Source organism: Achromobacter ruhlandii (assembly GCF_002082135.1).
In the GTDB taxonomy this organism is placed as follows: domain Bacteria; phylum Pseudomonadota; class Gammaproteobacteria; order Burkholderiales; family Burkholderiaceae_B; genus Achromobacter; species Achromobacter ruhlandii.
Map to the genome: position 1 here is coordinate 3,316,616 of NZ_CP017433.1, position 16,807 is coordinate 3,333,422.

Annotated in this window: 13 protein-coding genes; 6 read left to right on the top strand and 7 right to left on the bottom strand. The window is 69.5% G+C overall.

Annotation, left to right across the window (positions count from 1 at the left end; all coding sequences use genetic code 11):
• Positions 1–146 precede the first annotated feature (146 nt).
• A complete protein-coding gene (locus tag AruCF_RS14905; protein WP_049073870.1) occupies positions 147–2,480 on the top strand; it encodes a TonB-dependent receptor in 2,334 nt (777 codons plus the stop codon).
• On the opposite strand, the gene AruCF_RS14910 is transcribed toward AruCF_RS14905, so the two are convergent.
• A complete protein-coding gene (locus AruCF_RS14910) occupies positions 2,458–3,768 on the bottom strand; it encodes a sensor histidine kinase (RefSeq protein WP_049073872.1) in 1,311 nt (436 codons plus the stop codon). The genes AruCF_RS14905 and AruCF_RS14910 overlap by 23 nt on opposite strands.
• Positions 3,761–4,444 carry a response regulator transcription factor gene (locus AruCF_RS14915; protein ID WP_049073873.1) on the bottom strand — a complete coding sequence of 228 codons (684 nt, stop codon included), beginning with the start codon at positions 4,442–4,444 and terminating at the stop codon, positions 3,761–3,763. Before AruCF_RS14915 ends, AruCF_RS14910 begins: the two co-directional genes overlap by 8 nt.
• A 214-nt stretch (positions 4,445–4,658) precedes the next feature.
• Between AruCF_RS14915 and AruCF_RS14920 the strand changes: the two genes are divergently transcribed.
• From AruCF_RS14920 to AruCF_RS14935, 4 genes are read left to right on the top strand one after another with little or no spacing between them, the layout of a single operon-like run.
• Positions 4,659–5,780 carry an ABC transporter substrate-binding protein gene (locus AruCF_RS14920; protein ID WP_049073875.1) on the top strand — a complete coding sequence of 374 codons (1,122 nt, stop codon included), beginning with the start codon at positions 4,659–4,661 and terminating at the stop codon, positions 5,778–5,780.
• Positions 5,781–5,800: 20 nt separating this feature from the next.
• Positions 5,801–6,877 carry a FecCD family ABC transporter permease gene (locus AruCF_RS14925; protein ID WP_049073877.1) on the top strand — a complete coding sequence of 359 codons (1,077 nt, stop codon included), beginning with the start codon at positions 5,801–5,803 and terminating at the stop codon, positions 6,875–6,877.
• 31 nt (positions 6,878–6,908) lie between these two features.
• On the top strand, positions 6,909–7,364 hold the full coding sequence (azu, locus tag AruCF_RS14930) for an azurin (RefSeq protein WP_049073880.1): 456 nt from the start codon (positions 6,909–6,911) through the stop codon (positions 7,362–7,364).
• 4 nt (positions 7,365–7,368) lie between these two features.
• Positions 7,369–8,208 (top strand): ABC transporter ATP-binding protein, encoded by an 840-nt coding sequence (locus AruCF_RS14935; RefSeq protein WP_049073881.1) that lies wholly within the window; start codon positions 7,369–7,371, stop codon positions 8,206–8,208.
• Here AruCF_RS14935 and ilvA read toward each other — a convergent pair.
• Positions 8,205–9,719: a threonine ammonia-lyase, biosynthetic gene (ilvA, locus tag AruCF_RS14940; RefSeq protein ID WP_049077846.1), complete on the bottom strand. Its 1,515-nt coding sequence runs from the start codon at positions 9,717–9,719 to the stop codon at positions 8,205–8,207. The genes AruCF_RS14935 and ilvA overlap by 4 nt on opposite strands.
• Before the next feature lie 351 nt (positions 9,720–10,070).
• A complete protein-coding gene (locus AruCF_RS14945; protein WP_049073883.1) occupies positions 10,071–11,597 on the bottom strand; it encodes a winged helix-turn-helix domain-containing protein in 1,527 nt (508 codons plus the stop codon).
• 442 nt (positions 11,598–12,039) lie between these two features.
• On the opposite strand from AruCF_RS14945, the gene AruCF_RS14950 reads away from it, so the two are divergent.
• The gene (locus AruCF_RS14950; protein ID WP_049073885.1) at positions 12,040–14,268 is read left to right on the top strand and encodes an NADP-dependent isocitrate dehydrogenase; all 2,229 of its coding nucleotides are present in this window, start codon (positions 12,040–12,042) and stop codon (positions 14,266–14,268) included.
• 134 nt (positions 14,269–14,402) lie between these two features.
• Here AruCF_RS14950 and AruCF_RS14955 read toward each other — a convergent pair whose 3' ends face one another.
• The 3 genes from AruCF_RS14955 to AruCF_RS14965 form a co-directional block, all read right to left on the bottom strand.
• Positions 14,403–15,044 carry a VTT domain-containing protein gene (locus tag AruCF_RS14955; protein ID WP_049073887.1) on the bottom strand — a complete coding sequence of 214 codons (642 nt, stop codon included), beginning with the start codon at positions 15,042–15,044 and terminating at the stop codon, positions 14,403–14,405.
• Between the two features lie 145 nt (positions 15,045–15,189).
• Positions 15,190–15,990 carry an ABC transporter permease gene (locus AruCF_RS14960; RefSeq protein ID WP_049073889.1) on the bottom strand — a complete coding sequence of 267 codons (801 nt, stop codon included), beginning with the start codon at positions 15,988–15,990 and terminating at the stop codon, positions 15,190–15,192.
• Positions 15,981–16,595, bottom strand: a complete 615-nt coding sequence (locus AruCF_RS14965) for an ABC transporter ATP-binding protein (protein ID WP_231132945.1) — start codon at positions 16,593–16,595, stop codon at positions 15,981–15,983. The genes AruCF_RS14960 and AruCF_RS14965 overlap by 10 nt, the downstream gene beginning before the upstream one ends.
• Between the last annotated feature and the right edge of the window lie 212 nt (positions 16,596–16,807).

Here is a 16,807-nt window from a genome sequence, read left to right on the forward strand (position 1 = left end):
GAATGGCCGCCCCGCCGTCAGCCCCCATCGCCGCGAGCGGAACCGCCGTCGTCATGACGATGGCGCCGCACGCCTTAACGAGATCTTGAGATGGGCCTTCCTAGAATCGCTAACGATTCTCATTGGCACTTTCCTGGAACCCGACGATGGCGCAGTACAAACCCTCTCATCCCGGCGCGATGGCGCTCAAGACCCTGGGCGTGGCGCTTGGCGCCGCCGCCAGCGCGCAGGCGCAGCCGGCCAGCGACAACGCCACGGTGCTGGCGCCGGTGACGGTGCAGGCCGACAGCCCCGCGCCCTACAAGGCCGACCGGGTGCAATCCGGCAAGTTCACCGAACCGCTCCTGAACACGCCGCAGAGCATCACCGTGGTGCCCCGCGAGGTGCTGGAGGAGCAACAGGCCCAGGGCCTGCAGGACGTGCTGCGCAACGTTCCCGGCATCACCTTCAGCTCCGGCGAGGGCAACCTGGGCTGGGGCGACATGTTCACCATCCGCGGCTTCTCGGCTGAACAGAGCATCACCATCGACGGCATCCGCGACGCCGGCATGTCCAGCCGCACCGACATCTTCAACCTGGAGCGGGCCGAAGTGTTCAAGGGCACCGGCTCGATCGAATCCGGCGTCTCGGCGGTCGGCGGCAGCGTCAACCTGGTCAGCAAGGAAGCCCGGCTAGGCTCGTTCTACAAGGCGTCCGGCGGCCTGGGCACCGACCACTACCGCCGCATCACGGCCGATCTGAACCAGGAACTGACCGACAGCTCGGCGCTGCGCATCAATCTGATGCGCCACCACAACGGCGTGGCCGAGCGCGACGTGACCGAGTTCGACCGCTCCGGCATGGCGGCCTCGCTGGCGATGGGGCTGGGCACGCCCACCCGCGTCACCCTGAACTACCTGCACCAGGAAGACAACAACATTCCCGACGGCGGCGTGCCGATCCAGCGCGGCACCGGCGGCCAGCGCATGCCGAACGTGTCGCGCAACGCCTGGTACGGTGATCCGTCGCTGTACACCGAACAGACCCGCACCGACCAGGCCACCCTGAAGGCGGAACACGATTTCAACGACCGCGTGCGCCTGTCCAACGTCAGCCGCTGGGAGCAGACCGACCGCATCGGCGTGCTGTCGCCGGCGCGCCTGAACAGCGCCTCGCGCACCTCCTACGGCTACGCCGGCGCCGGGCCGCTGGTCAACAGCGCCGACGGCATCCCGTCGTACAGCGGCTATGTGGCGCTGGACAACCCCAGCCCCTATGGCCAACTGCGCGGCAACGACTTCGGCACCTCCAAGCGCTACACCATCCTGGCCAACCAGACCAACCTGAGCCTGGATTTCCAGACCGGCGCCATCAAGCACCAGCTGGTGACCGGCGTGGAGTTCTACAAGGAAACCTACGGCGACCACGAACGCACCATCAAGGCGCCGTCGACCAACCCGACCTTCGACCTGCGCAACAACGGCGGCCTCGACATGGGCGGCGTCGATAAGGTCAAGGGCGCCGACGGCAACCGCGCCGAGGTCTTCAACACCGGCCTGTACGTGGGCGACACGCTGACGCTGACGCCGCAATGGCTGCTGCAGGGCGCGCTGCGCTATGACCGGTTCCGCGTCACGCAGGTCACCGGCTCCGCCGGCAAGCACGGCACCAACCGGGTCGAGGACGGCGCCTGGAGCGGCCGCCTGGGCGTGACCTACAAGCCGGCGCCCGAAGCCAGCCTCTACGCCGCCTACAGCCAGGCCGCGCAGCCGTCCGCGCTGGGCGCCTCGACCAACAACAACATCTACGGCGCCACCGGCGGCGACAGCTACAAGCCGGCGGTGTCCAAGACCTACGAGCTGGGCGGCAAGTGGGACCTGGCCCAGGGCGACCTGTCGCTGACCGGCGCGGTGTTCCGCACCGAGCTGTCCGACTCCTGGGAGTATGGCGACGACGCCACCGACGTGGTGCGCGCGCTGCCCGCCAAGCGGGTCGACGGCATCGAACTGGGGCTGGCGGGCAACATCACCCCGCGCTGGTCGGCCTTCGCCGGCGTCAGCGCCATGAAGAGCCGCATCACCAAGGGCGCCAACAGCGGCGAGGAAGCCAAGAACGTGCCCGACCTGACGTTCAACCTGTGGACCACCTATGCCGCCACCGACAAGCTGTCGCTGAGCTACGGCGCGCAATACGTGGGCAAGCGGCGCTACACCGATAACAAGTACGTGGGCGGCAAGAACAACAACAGTTCCACCGTGTCGGGCCCGTCCGGCACCCATCCCATCTGGGTGCGCGACGACGAGAAGGCACCGTCCTACTGGCTGCACTCGGTCGCCGCGCGCTATCGCGTCGACAAGTCGCTGACCCTGGGCGTGAACGTGGAGAACCTGTTCAACAAGTTCTACTACAGCCGCGTCGGCGCCTCGCTCGACGGCTTCCAGCTCTATGGCGTGCCGGGCGCGGGCCGCACCGTGACCTTCACGGCCGACCTGTCGTTCTGAGGTCCACCCGGAACACGCTGCCCTGCCCTGGCGCTGACCGCAGCGCGACGCGCCAGCCCTGGTGCTCGCAGATGCGCCGCACCAGGGACAGGCCCAGCCCCAGGTTGCCGGCATCGGGCTGCGCGCCGCGCACGAATGGGCTGAAGACGGCTTCCTGCCGTTCCAGCGGGATGCCCGGGCCGTCGTCGGCCACCTGCAGGTAGTCAGGGCCGGCGCTGATCGTGACCCGAGCGCCCGGCCCGGCGTATTGCAGCGAGTTGCGGATCAGGTTGGACAGCAGCGCGCGCAGCAAGGGCGCGGGATAACGCGGCGCGTCGGCGTCGGCCGGGCCAGTCGGCGCGGCGTTCCGTTCCGGCAGCGCCGGCGTTTCCAGCACCAGCGACATGCCGCGCCGCTGCGCCATCGCGCTCCAGGCCGCCAGTTGCTCACGCGCCGCGCTGCTGGCGCTTTCGCGCGGGAACCGGTCGCCGGCCTCGCGGCCGCGCGCCAGCATCAGATACGTGTCCAGCCGTTCCCCCATGTCGGCCGCGGCCGCGGCGATGCGCCGCACGCGAGCGCTGCCGGCGGCGTCCAGCCCAGGCTCGTCCAGCAGCAGCTCGCAGGAGCTGGAAATCACCATCAGCGGCGTGCGCAATTCATGGCCGACGTCCGCCGTGAACAACTGTTCGCGCCGCAGCGCCTGTTCGAGCTGGTTGTAGGTGGCGTCGAAGGCGTCCGCCAGCCGGCCGATCTCGTCCGGCGGATAGTCCGCCGCCAGGCGGGTCTGGGGCGGCTGCGCGCCGCGCGCCGTGACCTGCGCCGACAGCCGCGCCAGCGGCCGCAACATGCGCCGCGTCGCCAGCGTGCCCAGCACGAACGCCAGCACCAGGCCGCCGGCCAGGCCGCTGACCACGGTCCAGTGCGAAGCGGACTGGTTGCGTTCGTACTCGGTGTAGTCGCGCAGCAGCATGTAGCGCTGGCCGTCCTTGTCGTCCACCATGACGTGCCAGACGCGGCCGTCGCGCTCGATCTTGTGAAAGCCCGGCGCCAGGCCGCGCAGCCATTGCGGAAACGCCGCGCCGCCCGGTTCGCCGTGGAAGAACCGGTGCGGCCGGCCCGGGTCGATGCCGGCCAGGAAGTCGCCGCGGACCCGCTCGACCGCCATGCCCATGTCGATGCGCTGCAGGTGGACTTCAAGTGTGTTCACGCTCCAGATCGAGACCCAGGTCAGCGCGCCGCCGACCAGCAGCGCCAGCAGCAGGTAGGTGCGCACCAGGTAGCGCGCCAGCCCGCGCCGCGCGCTACGCATCGTCGCCGGCCCGCATTTGGTAGCCGATGCCGTGCACGGTGTGCAGCAGCGGCGTGGCGAACGGCTTGTCCACCACCTGGCGGATCTGGTGGATATGGGTGCGCAGGCTGTCGCTGTCCGGCGGCGAATCGCGCCACAGCGCCTCTTCGAGCCGGCCGCGGTGCACCACCGCCGGACTGGCGCGCATCAGCAGCATCAGCAGTTGCAGCGGCGACGGCGGCAGCCGCAGCGCCTGCCCGCCGCGCGCCAGCGCCAGCGTGCCGGTATCCAGCGTCAGGTCGCCGACCCGCAGCACCCGCGCCGCGCCGGCGCCGCTGGCGCGGTGCAGCAGCGCCTTGGCGCGCGCGGCCAGTTCAGCCAGGGCGAACGGCTTGACCAGGTAGTCGTCGGCGCCGGCGTCGAACCCCGTCAACCGGTTGTCCAGGGTATCGCGCGCGGTCACCATGATCACCGGCGTATCGCAGCCGGCCTCGGTGCGCAGCCGCCGGCACAGGTCATAGCCGTCCAGCCGCGGCAGCATCAGGTCGAGCACGATCAGGTCGAAACCGCCCTCGGCCGCCATGGCGTAGCCGCGCAGCCCGTCCTCGGCGCAGTCGACGATGTAGCCGCGGCGCGTCAGGTGGTGCGTGATGTTCGCCAGGATATCGGGGTCGTCTTCGATGACAAGAACGCGCATGGGGCGGAGCGGGGAATGGAAATCAATCTCAGATTGTAAGCGCGGCCGCGATCCGGCCACCGACGCCAGCCGTTTCGCGGCGGGGCCGCAACAACCCGGCGCGCGTCTTAACGAATTCTTGAACCCCGATGGCGGAGACTGCCTGCCGATAGGAATGGTTCGCGTTACCCGCAAGCCCGCGGGGCGTGTCGTGGCCACTGGATCGGGATCTCCCATGCGTTTGAAAATCATGTTCCGCGCGGCGCTGGCCGCCGCCGCCCTGCTCTGCGCCCTGCCCGGCGTCCAGGCGCGCCAGGTGACCGACCTGGCCGGCCGCGTCGTCACCGTGCCCGATCATCCGCGGCGGGTGCTGCTGGGCGAAGGCCGCTTCGTCTTCGCCATGGCGCTGCTGGACCGCGCCGACCCGGTGGCGCGCGTGGTCGGCTGGCAGGGCGAACTCAAGCAGCAGGATCCCTATTCCTGGCTGCAGCTGATCAAGCGGTTCCCCAAGGCGGCCGAGGTGCCGCTGATCGGCACCACCTCGGAAGCCAGCGTCAGCCCGGAGAAGATCGTCTCGCTCAAGCCGGACGTGGCCATCTTCAGCCTGAGCGGCCACGGCCCGGGCCGCAACAACCCGATGATCGCGTCGCTGCAAGAGGCCGGCATCCCGGTCGTGTTCATCGACTTCCGCCAGCATCCGGTCAAGAACACCGTGCCCAGCCTGCGTATCCTGGGCCAGGCGCTCGACCGCCGGGAACAGGCCGAGCGCTACATCGCCTTCTATGAATCGCACCTGGCCAAGGTCCGCGCACTGGTGCAGCCGGTGCCGCAGGCCGAGCGTCCGCGCGCATTCGTCGAGATGCTGGCCGGCGTCTGGCCCGCCTGCTGCCACACCACCGGCAATGGCAGTTTCGGCGACCTGCTGGAAGCCGCCGGCGGCGTCAACGTCGCCGCCCCGGTGCTGCCGGGCGCGATCGGCGACGTCAGCATGGAATTCCTGCTGAAGGCCCAGCCGCAGGTCTACATTGCCACCGGCAGCCGCTCCGACCCCGGCCGTCCCGGCCTGCTGGTCGGTCCCGGCGCCGCGGCCGATGTCTCCGCCGCCAGCCTGTCCATCCTGCTGCGACGCGACGGCATCCGCGACCTGGACGCGGTCAAGCGCGGCCGCGCCTTCGGCATCTGGCACGCGTTCTACAACTCGCCCTACAACATCGCGGCAATCGAAGCGATGGCCAAGTGGCTGTACCCCGAACGCGCCGCCGCGCTGGACCCGGACGCCACGCTGGCCACGCTGTACCGCGACTTCCTCGACGTGGACGGCGCCGGCACCTACTGGACCGCACCCGTCGCCCGTTGACGGCAGGCAGGCACGCCACCATGCAGACTTCCGCTACCGTCCTCGCCGCCGACGGCGTCCTGGACGATCCCGTCGCCCGCTACCATCGCACCCGCCGGCGGCGGCTGGCGCTGGCCCTGGCGCTGGCCGTGGCCATCGCCATCAGCCTGCTGGCCGACGTCGCCACCGGCCCGGCCGGCCTGGCGCCGCTCGACCTGCTGCGCACCCTGCTGCACCCCGACGCCGCCGACGCCGGCACACGCGTCATCGTCTGGCAGTTCCGCCTGCCCTACGCCCTGATGGCGCTGCTGGTGGGCCTGGCCCTGGGCCTGGGCGGCGCCGAGATGCAGACCATGCTGGACAACCCGCTGGCCAGCCCCTATACGCTGGGTGTGTCGGCCGCGGCCGCGTTCGGCGCCTCGCTGGCCATCACCCTGGACTGGCACGTGCCGGCGCTGCCGCCCGGCATGGTGGTGTCGCTGTCGGCCTTCGCCAGCACCCTGGTGTCGGTGCTGATCCTGGAGCGCGTGGCGCGCTGGCGCGGCGGTTCGACGCTGGGCGTGGTGCTGTTCGGCATCGCGCTGGTGTATTCGTTCCAGGCGCTGGTCATGCTGCTGCAGTTCATCGCCAGCGAGGAAGCGCTGCAAGGCATCGTGTTCTGGACCATGGGCAGCCTGGCGCGCGCCACCTGGACCACCGTGGGCGTGATGGCGGCCGCGCTGGCGCTGGCGCTGCCGTTCTCGCTGCGCGACGCCTGGAAACTCACCGCCGTGCGCCTGGGCGAGGAACGCGCCGCCAGCTTCGGCATCGACGTCAAGCGCCTGCGCCTGGTGAGCCTGCTGCGGGTCAGCGCGCTGGCGGCGCTGGCGGTGTCGTTCGTCGGCACCATCGGCTTCGTCGGCCTGGTGGCGCCGCACATCGCCCGCCTGCTGCTGGGCGAAGACCACCGTTACTACCTGCCCGGCAGCGCGCTGGCCGGCGCCCTGATCCTGTCGCTGGCCTCGGTCGCCTCCAAGACAGTGCTGCCCGGCGCCCTGATCCCGGTCGGCATCGTGACCTCGCTGGTCGGCATTCCCTTCTTTCTCACCATCGTCATCCGCGCCCTCAAGCGCGGCTGACGCCTTCCCCCGACCCCGGAGACGCCTCCCCATGCAAACCCGTTACCCGCTCGCCCTCGTCGCCCTGCTGGCCGCCGGCGCCGCCCACGCCGCCGAGCCCGCCTGCGGCATCGACATCGAAGGCCAGCCCGGCAAGAAGTTCGCGCCCAACCACATCGTGGTGCCCGCGACCTGCCAGGACTTCACGGTGCGTCTCATCCACACCGGCAAGAACAGCAAGGAAAAGGCCGGCCACAACTGGGTGTTGACCAAGACCGAGGACATCGACGCGGTCATGGTCGACGGCATCAAGGCCGGCGCGGCGCACGACTTCCTGGCGCCGGGCGACGGCCGCATCCTGGCCAAGACGCCGATGCTCGGCGGCGGCGAAACCGCCACCGTCACGTTCCCGGTCAGCCGCCTGGCCGCAGGCCAGTCGTACACCTTCTATTGCTCGTTCCCGGCCCACGCCCAGCACATGCGCGGCACGCTGGCGCTGCAGCCCTGACGCCATGGCCTCGCTGGAGATCCGCGCGCTGACCGCCGGCTACGGCCACCGCCCGGTGCTGCGCGCCCTGCGCGCGGCGCCGCTGCCCGAGGGCACGCTGACCGCCCTGCTGGGGCCGAACGGCAGCGGCAAATCGACCCTGCTCAAGACGCTGGCGGGGCTCAATCCCATGCTGGGCGGCGACCTGCGGCTGGACGGCGCGGATTTCGCCGGCCTCTCTCCGGCCCGCCGCGCCGAGCACGCCATGTACATGCCCCAGGCCCTGCCCAAGGGCGTGCACATGACCGTGCTGGAGTCGGTGCTGGTGGCGGCCCGCTCGGGCCGCGCGCGCCAGGGCGGCGACGCCTTGATGCGCGAGGCGATGCAGGTGCTGACCGAACTGGGCATCGGCCATCTCGCCAGCCGCTACCTCGACGAACTGTCCGGCGGCCAGAAGCAGCTGGCCTCGCTGGCCCAGGCGCTGGTGCGGCGGCCGCGCCTGCTGCTGCTGGACGAACCGCTGTCGGCGCTGGACCTGAACTACCAGTTCCATGTCATGGATGTGCTGCGGCGCCAGACCGTCCGCCACCGGCTCATCACGCTGGTGGTGCTGCACGACCTGAACATCGCGCTGCGCCACGCCGACCATGCGCTGTTGCTGCACGGTGGCGTCCTGCTGGCCGAAGGCCCGCCGCGGCACGTGGTCACGCCCGATACGCTGCGCCGCGCCTATGGCGTGCTGGCGCGCGTGGAGCGCTGCCCGCAAGGCCAGCCCCAGGTGCATGTGGACGGGCTGGCCCATCATGGGCTGGCCCATCAGGGGCTGGCCCATCACGGGTTGGCCCACCATGGGCTGTCCGCCTAGATCAGGAACTGCCGGTACGCCTCGTTCGCTGTCTCTTCCCAATGCGCGTAGCCCAGCTGCGCCAGGAAGCGGTCCAGCGCCGCGTCGTCCGCCAGCGGCGCCTGGATGCCCACCAGCACCGAGCTGAAGTCCGCGCCCTGGTTGCGGTAGTGGAACAGGCTGATGTTCCAGTTCGGCGCCATTGCCGACAGGAACTTCATCAGCGCGCCCGGACGCTCCGGGAACTCGAAGCGGAACAGCCGTTCGCCGCCCGCCAGCGGCGAGCGTCCGCCCACCATGTAGCGGATGTGCTGCTTGGAGACTTCGTTGTGGCTCAGGTCGCTGACCGCGAAGCCTTCCTGCTCCAGGCCGCGCATGATGTCCGCGGCCTCGCCGCGGCGCGCGATCTGCACGCTGACGAAGATGCGGGCGGTGTTGGCATCGGCGATGCGGTAGTTAAATTCGGTCACGCTGCGCTGCCCCATCACCGCGCAGAAGCGGCGGAAGCTGCCGCGCTCCTCGGGCAGCGTCACGGCGAACACGGCTTCGCGCGCCTCGCCCACCTCGGCCCGGTCCGCCACGAAGCGCATGCGGTCGAAATTCATGTTGGCGCCCGAGGTGATCGCCACCAGCGACTGGCCCTGCGCGCCTTCGCGCTCGACGTACTGCTTGAGCCCGGCCAGCGCCAGCGCGCCCGCCGGTTCCAGCACGCTGCGGGTGTCCAGGAACACGTCCTTGATCGCCGCGCAGACCGCGTCGGTATCCACCAGGATGACTTCGTCCAGATACTGGCGGCACAGCCGGAAGGTCTCTTCACCCACCAGCTTGACCGCCGTGCCATCGGAGAACAGCCCCACTTCGGCCAGGCTGACCCGCTCGCCCACCTGGATCGACTGCGCCATGGCGCTGGAATCGACCGTCTGCACCCCGATCACCTTGACCGAAGGGTCCACCGCCTTCATGTACACCGACACCCCCGCCGCCAGGCTGCCGCCGCCGATCGGCACGAACACCGCGTCCAGGCGCCCCGGGTGCTGGCGCAGGATCTCCATGCCCACCGTGCCCTGGCCGGCGATGACGTAGGGATCGTCGAACGCCGGGATGAAGGTCAGGTCCTGGTCGCGCGCCAGCGTCTGCGCGTAGGCGTAGGCATCGCTGTAGGAATCGCCCGCCAGCACCACCTGCACCGTCGGGCCGCCGAAGGCGCGCACCGCATCCACCTTCACCTGCGGCGCGGTCTGCGGCACCACGATGGTGGCGCGCACGCCGAGCCGGGCGGCGGAGATCGCCACGCCCTGGGCGTGGTTACCGGCCGAGGCGGTGATGACGCCGCGTTCCAGCGCCGCCTGCGGCGTGTTGCGCATCTTGTTGTAGGCACCGCGCACCTTGAACGAGAACACCGGCTGGTTGTCCTCGCGCTTGAGATGCACGCGGTTGCCCAGCCGGCGCGACAGGCCCTGGGCCAGGTCCAGTTCGGTTTCGCGGGCGATATCGTAGACCCGCGCCGTCAGGATCTGGCGCAGGTATTCCATGGGCGCGGCATGGCCCGGGGTGAAGGGGTCGGTCTCGGACGTCTTGGCGGTGGCGGCTTGCGGTTGTTGCATGAAGACTCTCTGCGGCGTGGGGGCTGGGCCCGGCAGAGGCGGCAACAAAAAACCCGCCTCGTGGGGCGGGTTTGTTTGACTGACTGCGGTCGCGCGTTAACCCACCATTCCAGGAATGATGGTAATAATCAGCGAAATGCGGACGGCGCGGGAAGTCATGGGCCGTAGCTTCCCGCAAGCGGGGCCATTTGTCAAATCGCGCATCAACTCGAACCGCGCCGCCCGCCTCGCCGACGCGGCGGGGCACATGGCGAGTACCTGGCGAATACAACAGGGCGCCTAAAGATAGACGCCCACCCGCGACGGCAGGTCATCGATCGGCCGGTGCCTGGCCAGCTGCGCCAGCACGCCCCGGAACATGTTCTTCCTGCCGGCCGCGTCCGGCACCCGCCGCACGAACAGGTATTCAAAGTGCGCCAGCAGGCGCCGCAGCAGGTCTGCGTCCAGGGCCAGCAGGATCTGCCGCAGATCGTCGGGCAGGACCTCGTCCGGCGAAGACAGGAACAGCCCCATCTGCGTCCGCGTCAGCGGCTTGGTCCGGTACAGCGTCTCGCAGGCCGCCTGGCAGGCCTGGCGGTCGTCCAGCGCCAGCAGCGTGGTGCACTTGAGCACCATCAGGAACACCTGGAATTCCGACCCCGGCTCGGCCAGCTCGATGCCCTGGTCGAAGTGGTCGATGGCTTCGCGCAGACGGCCACGGTTCAGGCGCAACTGGCCCATCACCGAAAACGCCGAGGCGAAGGCGGTGCCGTGGCTGAAGGCGTCCTCGGCCAAGGCCTCGGCCAGCTCCAGGTGGTCGTGGCTGACAAAGCACAACAGCTTGGCCGCCGCCAGCGCCAGCAGCGGATTGGCGCGCACGCGCGGCAGCGCCTGGAACACCAGGGCCTCGATCCGCGGCTCCAGTTCGGCCGGATCGCTGGACAGGTCCAGCACCAGCCGCGCATACAGGTGCGACGCCCACATCAGCGCGGTGTGGGGATCGTCCGGACTTTCGGCGCGCAGCTTTTCCAGTTCCGACGCCGACTCCAGCCAGCTTTGCGGCGTGCGCGACAGCAGTTGCGCGGCGCGATGCAGGCGCAACTCGATGGGCTCGTCGGTGGGGCCGGCCAGTTCGCCACGGGCCCGCGCCAGACTGCGCCAGATCTCGCTCTTGATGGAGGCGGCGAAGGTGGACGCGGCGCTGCGGCCGACCGCGGCCTCGTCGGCCGGGGCGATGGTCCAGCGTTCGGCGCGCAGCGCGGCGCCGCTGGCGGCCTCGCGCAGCACCACGGCGCAGTGCACGCCGGCTTGGTCCTGGCGCAGCCCGACCTCGACACGAAACGGCGCCTGGGCCTCGTTGGCGGCCGCCAGCGACAACAGGGTGACGCCGCGCTCGCTCGGCAGGCGGGCCCGCAGGGCGCCGGCCAGATCCACCAGGAAGGCCTTGACCCTCGGTTCGGTCCGCAGGGCCTCGGGGCCGGCGGCCGGGCCGATGGCGACGAAGACATCGCCGCCCGGCTCCGGCTCGGGCGCGGCGATCCAGCTATAGCCTTCGCCATAGCTGGTGGCGATGAAGCGCGGCGCGCGGGCCGAATCGCCCAGCTTGCCGCGCAGGCGGTTGATCATCAGGTCAACGCTGCGTTCGAGCGCGTCGGCCTCGCCGCGCTGGGTCGCGTCCAGCAGGCGCTGGCGCGGCAGGATCTGGCCCATGTGCCCGACCAGCAGCGCCAGCGCCGCGCTCTCGACCGGCGTGAAGTGGATCGTCTGGCCATCGGGACGGCTGGCGTAGTGGAACTTCGGATCGAACGACAGACTGCCAAACCGCATTGCATCTCCCCGCGCCGGGCTGCACAACGCCCATCGTCATCCGGCGCCCCGCTCTTTCCCGCCCGCGGACTGGCGCGAACGGATGCGGAATATTAGCCATAACTTCCATGCCGATACCAGCAAGTTATGGTCATTTGGCGCCATTCCTGGAAACAAAAAGGCACTTTTCCGCCCCGACCGCACGGCCCGCGGACGATTGGCGCCCATTTCCGCGCGCGCCAGACGGGGCGCGGTATTACAATGTTCGATTCGTGGCAGTCGTACCTTCCAGGCGGTCGGGCAATTGGACCAGCACATAAAGGACGGGCGGCGCCATGTTGAGCCGATCGGGGCCTGCCCGGGTCTGCCCATACGAACCCACTCTCGACAACATCTACCGGCTGACGCCGCATAGCATGTTCGGGTTTGCGCCTAGCGCCACCGCCGAACAGATTCAAGGATCATGTCTCTTACTCCGAAGATTATCTACACCCTCACCGACGAAGCTCCGGCGCTTGCAACCCGTTCCCTGCTGCCGATCGTCCAGACCTTCGCGAAGTCCGCTGGCATCACGGTCGAGACCCGCGACATCTCCCTGGCGGGCCGCATCATCGCCCTGTTCCCCGACTACCTCGACGACAGCCAGAAGCTGGGCGACGCCCTGTCCGAGCTGGGCGCCCTGGCGGTCCAGCCCGAAGCCAACATCATCAAGCTGCCGAACATCAGCGCCTCGATGCCGCAGCTCAAGGCCGCCATCAAGGAACTGCAGGACCAGGGCTACAAGCTGCCCGACTACCCGGACGCCCCGGCCAACGACACCGAGCGCGACGTCAAGGCGCGCTACGACAAGGTCAAGGGCAGCGCCGTCAACCCCGTGCTGCGCGAAGGCAACTCCGACCGCCGCGCCCCGCTGTCGGTGAAGAACTACGCCCGCAAGCACCCGCACAAGATGGGCGCCTGGACGGCTGACTCCAAGGCCCACGTGGCGCACATGGACAGCGGCGACTTCTACGGCACCGAAAAGTCGGCCCTGATCGCCGAAGCCGGCGACGTCAAGATCGAACTGACCGCCGCCGACGGCACCAAGACCGTGCTGAAGGAAAAGACCCCGGTCAAGGCCGGCGAGATCATCGACGCCGCCGTGCTGTCGACCGCCAAGCTCAAGACCTTCCTGCAGGCCCAAATCGACGACGCGCGCGCCCAGGGCGTGCTGTTCTCGGTGCACCTGAAGGCCACCATGATGAAGGTCTCCGACCCCGTCATCTTCGGCCACGTGGTGTCGGTGTTCTACAAGGACGTGCTGGCCAAGCACGCCGCCGTCCTCAAGCAGGCCGGCTTCGATCCCAACAACGGCATCGGCGACCTGTACGCCAAGATCCAATCGCTGCCCGCCGACCAGCAGGCCGCGATCACCGCCGACATCGACGCCGCCTACAAGACGCTGCCGCAGCTGGCCATGGTGAACTCCGACAAGGGCATCACCAATCTGCACGTGCCCAGCGATGTCATCGTCGACGCCTCCATGCCCGCCATGATCCGCGACTCGGGCAAGATGTGGAACGCCGAAGGCAAGCTGCAGGACGCCAAGGCCGTCATCCCCGACCGCTGCTACGCCGGCGTCTACCAGGCCGTCATCGACGACTGCAAGCAGCACGGCGCCTTCAATCCGGTCACGATGGGCAGCGTGCCCAACGTCGGCCTGATGGCACAGGCCGCCGAGGAATACGGCTCGCACAACAAGACCTTCGTGGTCCCGGCCACCGGCACCGTGCGCGTCACCGACGCCTCGGGCAAGGTGCTGCTGGAGCAGGCCGTCGAGGCCGGCGACCTCTGGCGCATGTGCCAGACCAAGGACGCCGCGATCCAGGACTGGGTCAAGCTGGCCGTCACCCGCGCCCGCGTCAGCCAGACGCCGGCCGTGTTCTGGCTGGACGAAAAGCGCGCCCACGACGCCCAGGTCATCGCCAAGGTCAAGCAGTACCTGAACGACCACGACACCAGCGGCCTGGATCTGCGCATCCTGCCCCCGGTCGAGGCCACCAAGTTCTCGCTCAAGCGCATCCGCGAAGGCCTGGACACCATCTCCGTCACCGGCAACGTGCTGCGCGACTACCTGACCGACCTGTTCCCCATCATGGAACTGGGCACCAGCGCCAAGATGCTGTCGATCGTGCCGCTGGTCGCCGGCGGCGGCCTGTTCGAAACCGGCGCCGGCGGTTCGGCGCCCAAGCACGTGCAGCAGTTCCTGGAAGAAGGCTTCCTGCGCTGGGACTCGCTGGGCGAGTTCATGGCCCTGGCCGCGTCGCTGGATCACCTCGGCCGCGCCTACGACAACGCCCGCGCCCTGGTGCTGGGCAAGACGCTGGACCTGGCCACCGCCAAGTTCCTGGACGAGAACAAGTCGCCCGACCGCAAGGTCGGCGGCCTGGACAACCGCGGCAGCCACTTCTATCTGGCGATGTACTGGGCCCAGGCCCTGGCCGAGCAGACCGACGACCGCGCGCTGGCCGCGCTGTTCGCCCCGGCCGCGGCCGCGTTCGCGCAAGGCGAAGCCAAGATCCTGGAAGAGCTCAAGGCCGCCCAGGGCAAGCCGGTCGACATCGGCGGCTACTACCAGCCCGACGAAGACAAGGCCAGCCGCGCCATGCGCCCCAGCGCCACGCTGAACCAGGTGCTGGCCAGCATCGGCTAAGCCCCGTCACGCCCCCGGGCCAGCCGGCCCGGTCGCGCCAAGGCCGGCGGTTCCTCATGGAGCCGCCGGCTTTTTTCTTGCGTTATCGTCGTGGCCGGCCCTTGTCGCCGGCGACCGGCCGTGCCTCGCGGCCGCTAGGCTTGCGAGACTCGCCGCGCCCGGCGGATCTGCAGCCATTGCAGCGCCACCGGAACCAGCGACAGCCCGATGATGATGACCGACACCCAGTGCAGGTTGGCGCGCACCCAGGCGATCGAGCCGAGCCAGTAGCCGGCCAGCAGCATCGAGCCGCACCAGGCAATGGCGCCGACCACGTTGTAGATGAAGAACGTGCGGCGCGGCATCTGCGACAGTCCCGCCACGAACGGCGCCAGCGTGCGCACGATGGGCACGAAGCGCGCCACCGTGATGGTCATGGCGCCATAGCGCGCGAAATAGGCGCGCGCCCGCTCAAGGTGTTCGCGCTTGACCCAGCGGCTGTGGGCGAGCTTCTGCCCCAAGCGGGACGAGGCGATGGCATAGTTGAGCGCGTCGCCGGCAATGGCGGCGGCCGTGATGGCCGCCAGCGACACCAGCGGATCGATGCCCGCCAGGCCCAGGAAAGCGCCGGCCGCGAACAGCAGCGAATCGCCCGGCAGGAACGGCATCACCACCAGGCCGGTCTCGATAAACACGATGGCGGCGATGATGCAGGTGCCCAGCACCCAATTCTGCGCCAGCAGCGCCATCAGGCCCTGCTCGCTGGTCAACCACGCAAACATCTCGGTAATGCTCATACGGATCCCGCCCTTCTTTTGCGGCCGGTGACGCCGGCCATTCTATGGAGGGACGGAGTATGCGGCAGATCCCGTCGATATTTCATCAAATTTCGTCGAGGCGCCCGCCCTGATGGACGCGAGGCGGCCCTGGGCGCCGCTCGCGCTAGCGCTCCGCCATCAGCCGATCGAGCCGCAGCCGGCCACGCTCGTCCGTCAGCCGCCGCATGGCGCCGTAGGCCGCGCCCATGGCCGCCATGCCGCTGGCGCCGCAGAGCAGGAACATCAACAGGATCTGGTACTTGGCGGCATCGATGGGATCCATGCCGGCGATGATCTGGCCGGTCATGATGCCGGGCAGCGTGATGATGCCCGCCGCCGACATCTGGTTGATGCTGGGCACGATGCCGCGGCGCACGGATTCCCGCAGCAGCGCCGCGAAGGCCTGGTGCGCCGTGGCCCCCAGGGACAGGCGCGCCTCGATGGCCAGCTTTTCGCGGCGCACGCCGGACAACACGCTGTCCAGCGCCAGGCTGGCCGCGTTGAGCACGCTGCCCAGCACGATGCCGACCAGCGCGATCGTATAGCGCGGGTCGTACCAGGGCTCTGGCCGCAGCGCGGTCGACAGGATGAACAGCGCGGTGATGACCGTCGTGGCGACGACGGCCATGGCGCCCACATAACCGTTGCCGTGGCCGGCCAGGCGCGCCTTGGGCCGGGCGGCGACCTCGCGCGCCGCCAGCGCCATCATCACGGCCACCACCAGCGCGGTCAGCCAGGGCGCCGCGTGCGCGAACACGATGCGCAGGATGTGGCCGACCAGCAGCAGCTGCACCACGGTGCGCAGCGCCGCCCACAGCACCTGCTTTTGCAGGTTGAGCCGCAGCGCGAAGGAAATGCCGGCCGACAGCACAACCAGCAGCGAAGCGATGATCAGGTCGGTGGCCTGCAGTTTGATCACGTCCATTGCGGCTCCAGCTTGCCCTGCGCCATGCGCCAGCCGCGGCGGGCCATGCGCCGGGCCTGGTCGGGGTTGTGGGTCACCATCAGGATGGCCGCGCCGCCGTCCAGGTAGCGGCGCAGCTCGGCTTCCACCAATTCGGTGGCGGCGGGATCGAGCGCGGCGGTGGGTTCATCCAGCAACAGCGCGCGCGGCGCCAGCGCCAGTGCGCGCGCCAGGGCGGCCCGCTGGCGTTCGCCGGTGGACAGCTCCTGCACCAGCGCGTCCATTTTCCCGGCCGGCAGGCCCATGCGCTGCATCAGCTCGGCGGCCCGCGCGCGATCGGCGAAGTGCGGAGCGACATGGTCGTCCCACCAGCCGGCCTCGGCCTGGCAGTAGATCACCTGGCGGCGCCATTGGTGACCGCGCATGCCCGAACGCGGCGCGCCGTCGAGTTCGATTTCGCCGTGGCCGGGGTCCAGGTCGGCGACCTGGCGCAACAGCAGCGATTTGCCCGACCCCGAAGGGCCGGTGATGGCGGCGCACTCCCCCGCCGCGAGATCCAGGCTGACGGGCGACAAGCGCTCGCTGTAGACGCCGCGCAGCCTGAGCACGGGACGTTTATCTGACATGGCGGCAAGCATAACCCGCGCGCGTCCGCGCCGCACCGGCGCATTGCCGGCGCTGGCGCCGCATGAGGATATGCCCGCCGATCGCGTCCCTATGCGCTTTGCCACCCTGCATATGAGCGCCGCCTGCATGGCGCGGGCGATGCGTCGCGCTCGGCGCGCATTTGCTAGAGTGCCAATATTGCAAATGAAAATCATACCCAAACAGATGTTGA